The sequence below is a fragment of the Microbacterium neimengense genome (assembly GCF_054782995.1).
Genome location: NZ_BAAGRK010000003.1, coordinates 853,304 through 865,945, shown reverse-complemented (window position 1 = coordinate 865,945; position 12,642 = coordinate 853,304). Strand labels below are relative to the sequence as shown.

Here is a 12,642-nt window from a genome sequence, read left to right as displayed (position 1 = left end):
CGGAGCGTTTCGTCTCGCGGGGGGACCAGGGCGAGGAGGTGAGACGCCATCAGTTGTGCTCGCTCGGACCCATGATGCTGATGCCCTCCGTGGCCTCGACGTGGCGCACGAAGATGTACTTGTCCTCGCGTCCGTCGGAGTGCTTGCGCTTGATCCCCGGCTCGAGGATGCCGTCGGTCTTCGCGACGACGATGTACGGCTCGGATGCGGCGAGTCCCGCTGCGCAGTGCGCGTCGAACTCTTCGAGCGTCTCGGCGGTGAAGGCCTTCTCGACACCGGCGCCGCGCGCGATCGCGGCGAGGTCGACGCGGCCCTTCGCCGTGTGCGTCGCAGGTCCCCCGATCGACTGGTACTGCTCGTTGTCCCACACGACGATGAACAGGTTCTCGGGGCGCTCGTTGCCGAGGGTCGCGAGGATGCCGAGGTTGAACAGCAGGCCGCCGTCGGTGTCGAGCGAGACGATGCGGCGGTGGGGCAGGCCCACCGCGAGGCCGAACGCCTCGGGCGTCACGCATCCGAGCTGCTGCTGAAACAGGCTCGCCTCGCGCATGTGCGGAGCCGCGTTGTACCACTCGTCGACGGCGCCGCCGAGGGAGAGGATGACGAGCTCGTCCGCAAGGCGCGCGGCGAGCAGCTTCATGGCTTCGAATCGGGAGTAGCTCATCGGACCAGATCCCCTCCGAGGACGATGGCGGCGTGGTAGTACGACGCGTAGGCGGTGTCGTAGGCGCGGACGATCGCCGTCTCGAGCTGGTCGACGTCGCGGACGATCGTGTACGGCGTGCGCAGGGCCTTCAGCAGCGGCTCCATCGTGATGCCGTGCGGGATGGCCCACCAGTTGTTCTCGCCCATCTCGCCCCGGTAGCTCATGACCATGACGACCGGGATGCCGGCGCCGAGTCCCATGCGGGCGAGGTGCTCGGTCGCCGCGCGCAGCCCCGAGTTCTCCATGACCAGCACGGCGCGCTTGCCCGAGAGGAACACGCCGCCGGCGATGGCCGCGCCCTCGCCCTCGTTCGTGACGGGGATGGTGCGGATGTCGGGGTCCGCGTCCAGAGCCGGATACAGCTCCTTCAGCAGCGAGTCGGGCAGGTACGTGGCGACGGAGACGCCGGCTCGCTTGAGCCCGCGGATCACCGCCTCGACGGCGTCGGCTCTCATGTGGTCTCTCTTTCGTGCGGGTGGGTGGAGTCTGTTCCGGGTTTGGGGCGCTTTTCGCGCTTTGGGGCGGACATTTCGCGCCCCACCGCAGGAATCGCACCCCGAACCGGGGATGTGGGGCGTCGGATCAGGACGGAAGGGATGCGGTCTCGCGCGCCGCGAGCCGATGTGCGCGGTGCGTGGCGGCGAGGCGGGGGCCGCCGCCGAAGTGCTCGCGCAGCGTGGCGCCGACGGGCGGGCTGACGCGTCCCCGTTCGGCCAGCACGGGTACGACGAGCTCGATGAACGCGCGATAGGCTCCGGGCCCGCCGAAGGTCGGCTCGAGCATGAGGCCGTCGAGCCCCGAGCCGTCGACGATCGCCTCGATCTCGTCGGCGACCTGTTCGGGGGAACCGGTGATCTGGAACCCGCGGATCGCCTTCGTGCGGAACTGGTCGAGGATCTCGCCCACCCGCATCTCGGCGTTCTGTCGCGCGTAGCGCTGGATGAGGGTCTGACCGAGGTCGGTGCGCAGGTCCACGACCTTGGTGTCGGGGTCGATGCCGGTGAGATCGAGCCCCGTGATCCCGGCGAACATGACGGCCGCATCCGCGCGCTGCAGCACGCTCTCGTACTCGTCTCGGAGGGTGCGTGCCTCTGCCTCGGTGGCAGCCACGGTCACGGTCATGCCCGAGATCACGGCGATGTCGTGCGGATCGCGTCCGTGGGTCACGGCTTGTGCGCGGATGTCGTCGACGTGCGCCTTCGCGGCGGCGATCGACTGGCCCTGGATGAACACGGCCTCGGCATTGCGGGCGGCGTAGGCGCGGCCGCGATCAGAGGTGCCGGCCTGGAAGAGCACCGGAGTGCGCTGCGGGGTCGGCGGCACCGCGAAGATCCCGGCGGCGCGCTGATACGTGCCCTCGACCTCCACGCGGTGCAACTTCGCCGGGTCGGCGTAGACGCCCCGATCGCGATCGCGCAGCTCGGCGTCGTCGTCCCAGCTGTGCTCCCACAGACGAAGGCAGGTGTCGAGGAACTCGTCGGCCGCGTCGTAGCGCTGGTCGTGGTCGAGCATCTCGGTCACACCGAACAGCTGGTCCGTGGTCGCCTGCGAGCTGCCGGTCACGACGTTCCAGCCGATGCGTCCGTCGGTGAAGCGGTCGAGCGTCGCGAAGCGACGAGCGGTCCCGTAGGGTTTCTCGACGGTCGTCGGCGAGGTCACCACGAAGCCGAGACGTTCGGTCGCCCGCGCGAGCGTCGCGATCGCCAGCATCGGATCCAGGGCGGGGAACTGGATGCCGTGGGCGGCGACCTCGTCGGGCATCCGCCCCTCGAGGGTGGCGTAGCCGTAGGTGTCCGCGAAGAAGAGGAAGTCGAAGCCGGCCGCATCCAGTTCGCGCGCCAGATCGACCCAGTAGTCGAGGCGGTCCCAATCGTCAGCGCGGCCGTCCGGATGCGTCCACGTCGGCATCCCGTTGGAGGGGTTCATCATCTCGAAGACCCCGAGCGCGATCCTTGTCATACGACCATCACCACCGACTTCGTCTCGAGGTAGTTCTCCAACCCCTGCGCTCCGTTCTCGTAACCCCAGCCCGATTCCTTGTGCCCGCCCTTGGGCAGCTCCGGACCGAGGAAGGAGTGGCAGTTGACCCACACGGTTCCCGCTTGCAGGCGTGCCGCGACGCGGTGGGCGTTGCTGAGCCCCTCGGTCCAGATGCTGGCGGCGAGCCCGTAGTCGCTGTCGTTGGCCCAGCCGACGACCTCGTCGAGATCGTCGAACGGGGTCACGACGGCGACGGGGCCGAAGATCTCCTCGCGCATGAGGCGTGCGTGCGGGGGGACGTCTGTCAGCACCGTCGGCGTGAAGAAGGTTCCAGCGCTTCCGGTGCGCTCGCCGCCGGTGACGACGGTGACACCATCGGCCGCGCCCTCGTCGACGTAGGCGGCGACGCGCCGGGCCTGCGTCTCGCTCACGAGGGGCCCGAGATCGGTGCCGACTGCCAGGCCGTGGCCGAGTTTCAGGGCATCGCCCGCCGCTGCCATCCCGGCGACGACCTCGTCGTACACGTCGCGGTGCGCGTAGATGCGTGCGCTCGCGACGCACACCTGGCCTCCGTTGTCGAAGATCCCGCGCGAGACTCCGGCGACGGCGGCCGACAGATCCGCATCCGGCAGGATGATCGACGGCGACTTGCCGCCGAGCTCGAGCGTGAGCCGGGCGAGGCGATCGGATGCGGTCGCCACCAGCTTCTTGCCGACCGCGGTGGAGCCGGTGAAGGCGATCTTCGCGACGCCGCGGTGCTCGACGAGCGCCTGTCCCGTCTCGTGTCCGTAGCCGGTGACGATGTTGACGACGCCGTCGGGCAGCCCCGCCTCCTGCAGCAGGCGACCGAGGTAGAGCGCGCTGAGCGAGGTGTTCTCGGCGGGTTTGAGCACGATCGTGCAGCCTGCGGCCAGGGCGGGGGCGAGTTTCATCGCCGTCATGATGAGCGGGGAGTTCCACGGCACGATCGCCGCGACCACGCCCACGGGCTCCCGCCGCGTGTAGGCGAACACGTCCTTGCCCTCGGGCGTGCGGGTGAGCGAGGTCGGGATCGTCTCACCGGTGATCTTCGTGGGCCAGCCCGTGTAGTAGCGGAACTGCGAGATGGCCGCCGGCACCTCGCCGAAGCGCGCCGTGCCGAGGCTCTTGCCCTGGTCGAGCGTCTCGAGCTCGGCGAGGTCGTCGAGGTGCTCCTCCATGACGTCGGCGATACGCCACAGCAGCTTCGAGCGGTCGGCCGGCCGCATCCGTGCCCACGCGGCGCTCTCCAGTGCGGCACTCGCCGCGCGCACCGCGGCATCGACATCGCCGGCCGAGGCGCGGGCGACGTGCGCCAGAGTCTCGCCCGTTGCCGGGTCGAGCGAGGCGAACGTATCGGATGCGGTGACCCAGCGTCCGCCGATGAGCAGGCGTCCGGGGTCATCGGCGAGGAAGCGGGCGACCCGCTCGCGGAGCGGCCCGTGATCGAGCGCGAGAGTCATGCGGTGCCTTTCAGTGGAACAGTCCGTCGAGCTCGCCCTGCGCCGCGATCCACGCGGAGCGGCGGGCGAAGAGGTCGGGAACGAGTGCGCGCACACGGTCGATGAGCTCGCCGAGGTCGGCGTTCACGAGGCGGCCGTCCCGCACGACGATGTCGCCGTCGACGACCGTCATGTCGACGTCGGAGCCGCGCACTGCGTGCACGAGATTGTGGTGGATGTTGGGATATGCGCCGTCGGGCATGAACGGGGTCATGCGGGGGGTGTCGGTGCGCACGGCCACGAAGTCGGCCTTCCGGCCCGGCGTCAGCGCGCCGAGCTCGTCGCCGCGGCCGATCGCCGCCGCGCCGCCGCGGGTCGCCATGCCCAGCACCTGCCACGAGTCCATCGCGGCCGCATCCATCGTGCGCAGCTTGCCCAGAAGCGAGGCGACCTTCATCTCCTCGAACATGTCGAGGTTGTTGTTCTCTTTCTCACCGTCGGTGCCGAGCCCCACGTTGACACCCGCGGCGAGCATCTCGGCGACCGGCGCCATGCCGCTGGCGAGCTTCATGTTGGAGACCGGGTTGTGCGAGACGCCGACGCCGCGCGCGGCGATGAGGTCGACCTCGGCCTGATCCAGCCACACCGCGTGGGCGATCATCGCGCGCGGCACATCGAAGAAGCCGAGCTCCTCGAGGGCGAACATGGGGCGCGCGCCGTGACGGTCGGCGAAGTCGGCGAGTTCGATCTCCGACTCGCTGCAGTGCGTGTAGAGACCGGTGCCGTAGGCGTTCGCCAGCGCGATCGCGCGGCGCTGGCCCGCCGCATCCGCGTAGAACGGGTGCTCGAGTCCGACCCAGGGCATGATGCGGCCGTTGGCTGCGCCCGTCCATTCGCTGAGCATCCGTTCGTTGTCGTCGAGGGTGTCGAAGTAGTCGAAGTCGGGGTGCTCGCCGACGTAGTTGACCGTCACGACGCGGTTGCCGAGGACGGATGCGGCCTGCGCCGCACCGTCCATGTACCGCCACATGTCCACCACGGTCGTGGTGCCCGCCAGGAGTCCCTCGGCGTAGCAGAGCCACGCCGCGGCCTCGGCCTCGTCGGGGCGGAGCACGCGGTGCATCGGGTCGATGTGCAGTCGCAGCCACTCCCAGACCGGCAGGTGCTCGGCGGTGCCGCGCAGCATCCCGGAGTGGTGGTGGGCGTTGATCAGGCCCGGCATGAGCAGGCGGTCGGGCAGCTCGATGCGCTCGGCATCGGGGTTCGCCGCGATCAGCTCGGCGCGGGGGGCGACGTCGGTGATCGTGTCGCCGGTGACGAGCACGCCCGTATCCGTGAGAACGCGGCGCTCGTCGTCCATCGTGACGACGAGATCGGGCAGGAAGAGGCGCGCGGTGGGAGGCACGCTGCCGATCGTAGATACCTATCGTTGATTACACATACCAATCGCGTTTCGCGCGCGTTACCTCTCCGGCGAACCGTGTGCCGGAACAGCCCGATCTGCTCGCCTGTCACAGATCGACGCCACGGCGACGATCTGTGACAGGCGAGCCGGGGGTGAGGGTGGGCCTGCGGGGGGGGGGGGGGGGGGTAGCCGGAGGGTGAGCCTCCGTGGATGTGGATGCGGGGTCCGGCGCGTCAGCGCTCGGCGACGTGCACGAGCAACAGCACAGCCGGCTCGGTGCCGTCGATGCGCCAGCGGTTGCGCAACGCTCCGGGATGGGAGAGGGCGTCGCCCGCGCCGAGCGTCCACGAGCCGCGGTCCTCCAGCTCGACCGTCAGGGACCCTGTGACGAGGTAGATCGTGTTTTCGCCGTCGGACTCGAACCACTCGCCCACGTACGGAGCGCGGGCGATGCGGTACTCCTGCACGGTCGCGCCGCGCGTGGCGGCCGAGGAGATGATCCGGCTGACGGCGCCGTCGTCGCTCTCGGAGACGGGAACGAGCTCGCCCTCCCCGCGGCGGACGACGTGGATCGGCTCCGGCTCCTCGTTTGCCGGCAGCAGCTCCGACGGGGAGATGTCGAGCACCTTCGCCAGCTTGAAGAGCGTGAGGATCGACGGCATCGTGCGGCCGCCCTCGATCTGGCTCAGGAACGGCTGACTGATCTCCGCCGCGCCCGCCAGAGCCCGCATCGACAGCTTCTTGGACGTGCGGGCAGCACGGATGCGGCGCCCGAGCGAAACGCCGATGTACGACTCCGCGCCGGCGGGGCTCGCCGCATCCGGCTCGGTCAGGGCATCGGTCATCACGGACCCAGGATCGCACCGGGCCCGCCGTGCCACAAACTGCGCCGGCCGGCTGGAACGCCGCGCCCCGGCCGGATGCGGGCGCCGAGAGTGTTCAAGGGACGCGGATCACGTGCTCCCGACGCGGATCACGTGCTCCCGACGTGTTCGAGGGACGCGATTCGTCGTGCCCGGCGCCGCGGCGCCGCGTTTCGGAGCGCCGCGGGATACGGCGCGCGGGAGCCCCGGGGCTCACTCCTGAGCGAGCCGCCAGACGCGCTCGCGGGTGAACGGCTGCTGGTACGGTCGCACGCCCAGGGCGCGGGCGATGGCGTTGCCGATCGCCGGGGCGACAGGGTTGTAAGGGGACTCGCTCATCGACTTCGCGCCGAACGGACCGAGGTCGTCGCGGGTCTCGGCGAAGTACACCTCGGTGTCCACGATGTCGGCGAACTGCGGCACCCGGTACGTGCGGAACACGGGGTTCTCCACGCGGCCGTCCTCGTCGATCAGCACCTCCTCATACAGTGCGCTGCCGATGCCCTGCGCCGCGCCGCCCTCGACCTGTCCCCGGCACTGGGCGGGGTTGAGCACTGTGCCCGCATCCGCCGACTGGATGGACTGGAGGATGCGCACGGTGCCGGTCGAGGGGTCGACGGCCACCCGCACGGCGTGCACGTTGAACGCGAGCGAGCGCACCTCGCCGAGCTCCGCGCCCGTCGCCGTGAGGCCCTCTTCCGTCGCGTCGGATGCCGCCGCCACGATCTCCGCGAAGGAGAGCAGCCGGTCGCCGGCGCGCACGCCGTGGGGAGTGAGCTCGGGCTCCGCATCCGGGACGAGCTCGCGCGCGATGTGCAGCATCCGCTGCTCGAGGGCGAGGCAAGCGGCATAGAGCGCTTTGCCGGCCACCGTCACGCCCGCCGAGGCGAACGCTCCCGTGTCGTGGCTGACGAGATCGGTGTCGGCGGTCTTGAGGTCGAGCCGGTCGACGTCGACACCGAACACGGATGCGGCGATCTGCCGCAGCACGACCGTGGTGCCGTTGCCGAACTCGCTCGTGCCGGCGCGCAGCGCGTAGGTGCCGTCGGGGCGCAGGGTCGCGGTGGTGTGGGAGATGTGGCCGAAGGGAGCCATCGTGGCGATCATCGCGACCGCCATGCCCTCGCCGACCGCCCACCCTTCGGGTGCGTCGACGCCGTTGCCGCGCCGCAGCGCGGTCTCGGCCAGATCCAGGCACTGGTCGAGACCGTACGAGCCCCAGCGCAGGTCGGGCTCGTGCAGGTCGTCGCCCGGACGGATCACGTTGCGGCGCCGGAGCTCGAACGGGTCCATGCCGAGGGTGAGGGCCAGCTCGTCCATCGCCGACTCGACCCCCAGGATCACCTGGCCGAGCCCGTAGCCGCGGAAGGCGCCGGAGGGCACGTTGTTCGTGTACACGACCTCCGCGTGGATGCCGCGCACGGGCGAGCGGTACACCGTCATCGCGTCGGCGCACGCATGGAACAGCACGCCCCGCGAGTGGTTGCCGTAGGCGCCGGTGTCGCTCAGCAGGTCGAGCTTCATCGCGGTCAGCACACCGTCGCGGGTCGCGCCGAGCGTCACGGCGACGCGCATCGGATGACGCAGCGCGGCACGCTGGAACTCGTCGGTGCGCGAGAACTCGTACGAGACCGGACGGCCCGTGTCGAGCACGGCGAGGGCCACGAGGTCCTCCGTGAAGATCTCCTGCTTGCCGCCGAAGCCCCCGCCGACGCGGGCCGCGAAGACCCGCACCTCGGCGGGGTCCCGGCCGAAGATCCGCGCGATCTCATCGCGCACGAGGAACGGCACCTGGGTGCTGGAGCGGATGACGAGCCGTCCATCGTCGTCGATCCATCCGACCGAGCCGTGCGTCTCGAGCTGTGCGTGCGTGACACGACCGGTCTGCCAGGTTCCCGTGACGGTGACCTCGCTGCCCGCCAGGGCCTCCTCGACGTCGCCGCCGTGGTTCTCCTGCAGCGAGAGCACCGTGTTGCGATCGGCGTGGTCGACGCGGTCCTGCGGCGTGCGGTCGGGGTGCAGCAGTGGCGCACCCGGAGTGCGGGCGGCTTCCGGATCGAAGACGGCGGGCAGCACCTCGTAGTCCACGCGGATGGCGCGGCAGGCCGCATCCGCCGCCGCGGCCGACTCCGCCACGACGGCGGCGACGCGCTGACCCACGTGGCGCACCACCGAGTCGAGCAGGCGGGTGTCGTCGGGGTCGTCCGTGCGGTGCTCGTGACGGCCGGTCGAGTACAGGACGTCGGGCACGTCCTCGTGCGTGTACACCGCCACGACGCCCTCGATCGCGCGTGCGGCGGACGTGTCGATCGACCGGATGCGGGCGTGCGCGTGCGGCGACGACAGCACACGCAGCACGAGGGTGCCGACGACGGGCTCGTCGAACGTGTAGGGCTCGAGCCCCTGCACGATGCGGCGGGCGGCGGGCGGGACGAGCGAGGTCCCGACGGCGCCGGTGGGCGCGGCCCCGGTCTCGCGTACGGGGCCGAGCACCGAGGAGCGGATGGCCTCGCGGATGGGGCGGTACCCCGTGCACCGGCACAGGTTGCCCTTCATCTTGCGGTCGAGATCGTCGAGGTCGTGTTCGCAGACGGTGGATGCGGTCACGCTCATTCCGGGCGTGCAGAACCCGCACTGGAATCCGAAGTTCTCGGCGATCGCCTCCTGCACGGGGTGCAGCTCGCCGGGCGGGGCGAGGCCCGCGGCGGTCGTGACCGACCGGCCCTCCATCCGCACGGCCGGGATGATGCAGGAGTGAACGGGCTCGCCGTCCAGGAGTACCGAGCAGGCGCCGCAGTCGCCGGCGTCGCATCCCTTCTTGACCTCGGTCTGTCCGTGCTCGCGCAGGAGCGTGCGCAGGCACTGGCCGGGAGCAGGTTCCGCCTCGATGCCGGTGCCGTTGACCTCGAACCTCATGCGGCCTCCTCCAGCTCGGCGCGGATCCGCTCCGCGAATTCGATGCTCACCCCTCGCCGCCAGTCCGCAGCGCCGAGGGGATCGGTGTAGTAGCCGGACACGGACCCGACGGATGCAGCGAGGGTCGCCGCATCCGGCAGCGTGGAGAACCGCAGCACGGTGGGAGCCGCCGTGGCGGCGGTGAGGGTGAACACGCTCGTGCCGTCCTCGTCGACGCGGCCGGTGACGACCGCCCCGGAGCGGCCCAGCTCGGCGAGGGCGATCTTGCGCAGGCGCACGGTGGAGCGCAGGGCGGATGCGGGGAACTCGAGCGCGCGCAGGACCTCGCCGCGGGCCAGCACGTTGGTGCCGTTGCCGGTGGGCACCTCGGCCACGGGCATGCGGCGCTCGCCGCCGTCGGGTGTCCAGATGACCGCCGTCGCGTCGAGTGCCGCGGCGAGGGAGATCATGGCGCCCGCGGCGAACGAGCGGCACACGTTGCCGCCGACGGTGGCGGTGTTCCAGATCTTGAACGAGGCGAGGAGGGCGTGCGCCGCATCCGTGACGAGGTGCGCGGCGGTCCACTCGGCGGGCACCGGGGGCAGGTCGGCGGCGCGCCCCTCGGCCCAGGCGAGGAAGCGGGCGATGGTGCAGGTCGCCCCGACCCGCAGGCCGTCGTCGGTGAGCTCGATCTCGGGCCAGCCGAGGGTCGTGAGATCGACGAAGCCGGTGGTGCCCGGCAGGGGCTCGCTCATGAGCCAGGTGCCGCCCGCCAGGAAGACCTCGCCCTCGTTCAGGCGCAGGTCGGACCGGCTTCGCGCCGGGCGGAAACTCGTGATGGTCGTGATGTCCACGGCTGCCTCGGGATGTTGGTCACATGAACAGCCCTCAGTGAACCAGGGCGGCGTTTCGTGGGTGTTTCGCGGGCGTGAGCCCGCGGTCCCTCGGCGAGCAGGCTACGCCCGCACGCGAGCACAACTCCTGCAAAACCTGTCCTGCAGTCCTCTGCCCGGCCGTAGCGCGGCGGTTCTGCAGGAGTTCGCGCACGCGGATGCGGCAGGAGCCGTGTTCGGGCGCGGACCGCATCCCACCCTTCCCGGCGACGCAACTCCTGCAAAACGGTGTGCCGACCCCGTCGGGGCCCCGACCGGCCGGTTCTGCAGGATTTCGGGCGCCGTGACGGTGCGGGCGCGGGCTCCGGGTCAGCGCGGCGTCCACCCGGTGGCCAGGATGCGGGCATTGTCCACCAGGTCTGCGGCGGCTGCGGGCTGGGCACGCACGATGGCCATGGCGGAGAGCACGTGCGCGGTGCAGGAGCGGGTGAGGACGGCGTGGCTTTCCGCATCCAGATCCGGGCGGCGGGCGGCGACGCCGGCGGCGAAGGCCGTCGTGAGCTCGGTGCGGTACTGGCCGACCGCCCGCTTGACGTGCTCGTCGTCGGCGAGGGTGCCGCGCACGGTGTTCATCAGAAGGCAGCCGTGCTCGGCGAGATGTGTCCGAGGGGCTTGCAGAGCGGCGGCAAGACCGGTGAGGTAGGTCTCGAGCGCATCGGTGCTCACGTCGGGTCCCAGGAGAGGGGCGAGCCGTGGTCGGATCACCTCGTCGAGGTAGCTCTCGATCGCCGCGACGAACAGCTCGCGCTTGCTGCCGAACGAGTGGTACAGGCTCGAACGGCCGAGTCCGGTGGCCGCCTCGAGGTCCGGAACGGATGCCTCGGCGTAGCCGTGCTGCCAGAACACGTCGCGCGCCGCGCGCACGACCGCGTCCTCGTCGAAGGTGCGAGTGCGACCCATTCCGACCACCGCCTTTACTAGAACGTCCATTGCAGTATATATTGAAACGACCGTTGCAATAACAGGAGGATTCCATGCTCATCGTCGGACTCGTGTTCGCCGGCCTCGCCGCCGTGCTGCACGTCTACATCTTCTGGATGGAATCGTTCGCCTGGGATCGTCCTCGCACCCGCCAGACCTTCGGCCTGGGCAGCGATGAGCAGGTGCAGATGACGAAGCCGATGGCGTACAACCAGGGCTTCTACAACCTGTTCCTCGCGATCGCGGTCTTCGTCGGCATCGTCGGAGTCGCCGCGGGCGCGAACGCGGTGGGCGCGGCCCTCGTGCTGACCGGCACCGGTTCGATGCTGGCGGCGGCCCTCGTGCTGCTGCTCTCCGACCGCACCAAGGCCCGCGCGGCGATCACGCAGGGGACCCTGCCGCTGCTCGCCGTCATCGCGACGACGGTCGGCCTGCTGCTGCAGTAGAGCCCGGCCTGACGGCAACGACTCCGGGGGCGTCCATCCGACGCCCCCGTCTTCCCTCACCCCACGAGAAAGAGGAACAACATGCGCGCCATCGTGCACTCCGCCTTCGGTGATCCTGCCGAGGTCCTTCACGTCGAGGATGCCCCGCTCCCCGAGCCCGGCGCCGGACAGGTTCGCGTGCGGACGCTGCTCTCGCCCATCCACAACCACGACCTGTGGACCGTGCGCGGCACGTACGGCTTCAAGCCCGAGCTCCCGGCGCGAGCCGGGACCGAGGCCGTCGGCGTCGTGGATGCGGTCGGCGAGGGCGTCGAGAATCTGAGCGTCGGTCAGCGCGTCGCCACCGGCGGCACGTTCGGGGTCTGGGCCGAGTACTTCATCGGCTACGCGGCCGCGATGATCCCGGTGCCCGACGCGATGGACGACGTCACCGCCTCCCAGCTGGTCTCCATGCCCTTCAGCGCCCTGAGCCTCATCGAGTTCCTCGAGCTCGAGCGCGGCGACTGGCTCGTGCAGAACGCGGCGAACGGCGCCGTCGGACGCCTCGTGGCGCAGCTCGCGGTCGCCCGCGGCCTGAACGTGCTCGGACTCGTCCGCCGCGACGCGGGCGTGGCGGAGCTCGAGGGGCTGGGGATCGGCAACGTCGTGTCCACCGAGGGTGAGAACTGGCGCGAGCGCGTCGCCGAGATCACCGGTGGCGCCCCGATCGTCGCCGGTGTGGACTCTGTCGGCGGTGCCGCATCCGGCGAGGTGCTCTCGCTGCTCGCCGAGAACGGCACGCTGGTCGCCTTCGGCGCGATGGCCTCGCCGATCATGGAGATCGCCTCGGGCGACGTGATCTTCAAGCAGGCCACGGTCAAGGGCTTCTGGGGCAGCAAGGTCAGCTCGTCGATGGCGCCGGCGCGCCGCGGCGAGCTGCTGCGCGAGCTCGTGACGCGCATCGGCGAGGGCGTTCTCACGCTCCCGGCCTCGCACACCTTCAGCTTCGACGAGATCTCGGATGCGGCCCGCGCCAACTTCGAGCCCGGCCGCATCGGCAAGGTGCTGCTCAAGCCCTGACCGCGCGTCATCCT

11 protein-coding genes are annotated in these 12,642 nt (G+C 70.6%); 2 read left to right on the top strand and 9 right to left on the bottom strand.

What is annotated here, in order from left to right:
* Positions 1-49 precede the first annotated feature (49 nt).
* The 9 genes from ACYVJS_RS06870 to ACYVJS_RS06830 all read right to left on the bottom strand — a co-directional run bounded on the left by ACYVJS_RS06870 (position 50) and on the right by ACYVJS_RS06830 (position 11,102).
* A complete protein-coding gene (locus tag ACYVJS_RS06870; RefSeq protein ID WP_307321821.1) occupies positions 50-664 on the bottom strand; it encodes a thiamine pyrophosphate-dependent enzyme in 615 nt (204 codons plus the stop codon).
* The gene (locus tag ACYVJS_RS06865) at positions 661-1,161 is read right to left on the bottom strand and encodes a thiamine pyrophosphate-binding protein (protein ID WP_460738987.1); all 501 of its coding nucleotides are present in this window, start codon (positions 1,159-1,161) and stop codon (positions 661-663) included. Before ACYVJS_RS06865 ends, ACYVJS_RS06870 begins: the two co-directional genes overlap by 4 nt.
* A gap of 127 nt (positions 1,162-1,288) precedes the next feature.
* On the bottom strand, positions 1,289-2,665 hold the full coding sequence (locus ACYVJS_RS06860) for an NtaA/DmoA family FMN-dependent monooxygenase (RefSeq protein WP_460738985.1): 1,377 nt from the start codon (positions 2,663-2,665) through the stop codon (positions 1,289-1,291).
* The gene (locus tag ACYVJS_RS06855; protein WP_460738983.1) at positions 2,662-4,167 is read right to left on the bottom strand and encodes an aldehyde dehydrogenase family protein; all 1,506 of its coding nucleotides are present in this window, start codon (positions 4,165-4,167) and stop codon (positions 2,662-2,664) included. Before ACYVJS_RS06855 ends, ACYVJS_RS06860 begins: the two co-directional genes overlap by 4 nt.
* Positions 4,168-4,177: 10 nt before the next feature.
* Positions 4,178-5,551, bottom strand: coding sequence for an amidohydrolase family protein (locus ACYVJS_RS06850; RefSeq protein ID WP_460738981.1), 1,374 nt, complete (start codon positions 5,549-5,551; stop codon positions 4,178-4,180).
* Between the two features lie 233 nt (positions 5,552-5,784).
* Positions 5,785-6,396: a helix-turn-helix domain-containing protein gene (locus ACYVJS_RS06845; RefSeq protein WP_460738979.1), complete on the bottom strand. Its 612-nt coding sequence runs from the start codon at positions 6,394-6,396 to the stop codon at positions 5,785-5,787.
* Between the two features lie 231 nt (positions 6,397-6,627).
* Positions 6,628-9,330 carry a molybdopterin-dependent oxidoreductase gene (locus tag ACYVJS_RS06840; protein WP_460738977.1) on the bottom strand — a complete coding sequence of 901 codons (2,703 nt, stop codon included), beginning with the start codon at positions 9,328-9,330 and terminating at the stop codon, positions 6,628-6,630.
* Positions 9,327-10,163, bottom strand: a complete 837-nt coding sequence (locus ACYVJS_RS06835; protein WP_460738975.1) for an FAD binding domain-containing protein — start codon at positions 10,161-10,163, stop codon at positions 9,327-9,329. Before ACYVJS_RS06835 ends, ACYVJS_RS06840 begins: the two co-directional genes overlap by 4 nt.
* Positions 10,164-10,511: 348 nt before the next feature.
* On the bottom strand, positions 10,512-11,102 hold the full coding sequence (locus ACYVJS_RS06830) for a TetR/AcrR family transcriptional regulator (RefSeq protein ID WP_460738973.1): 591 nt from the start codon (positions 11,100-11,102) through the stop codon (positions 10,512-10,514).
* Positions 11,103-11,176: 74 nt separating this feature from the next.
* Between ACYVJS_RS06830 and ACYVJS_RS06825 the strand changes: the two genes are divergently transcribed.
* Both ACYVJS_RS06825 and ACYVJS_RS06820 read left to right on the top strand, forming a co-directional pair.
* Positions 11,177-11,569: a DUF1304 domain-containing protein gene (locus ACYVJS_RS06825; protein ID WP_460738971.1), complete on the top strand. Its 393-nt coding sequence runs from the start codon at positions 11,177-11,179 to the stop codon at positions 11,567-11,569.
* Positions 11,570-11,650: 81 nt separating this feature from the next.
* Positions 11,651-12,628 carry a zinc-binding dehydrogenase gene (locus tag ACYVJS_RS06820; RefSeq protein ID WP_460738969.1) on the top strand — a complete coding sequence of 326 codons (978 nt, stop codon included), beginning with the start codon at positions 11,651-11,653 and terminating at the stop codon, positions 12,626-12,628.
* Positions 12,629-12,642: the final 14 nt, after the last annotated feature.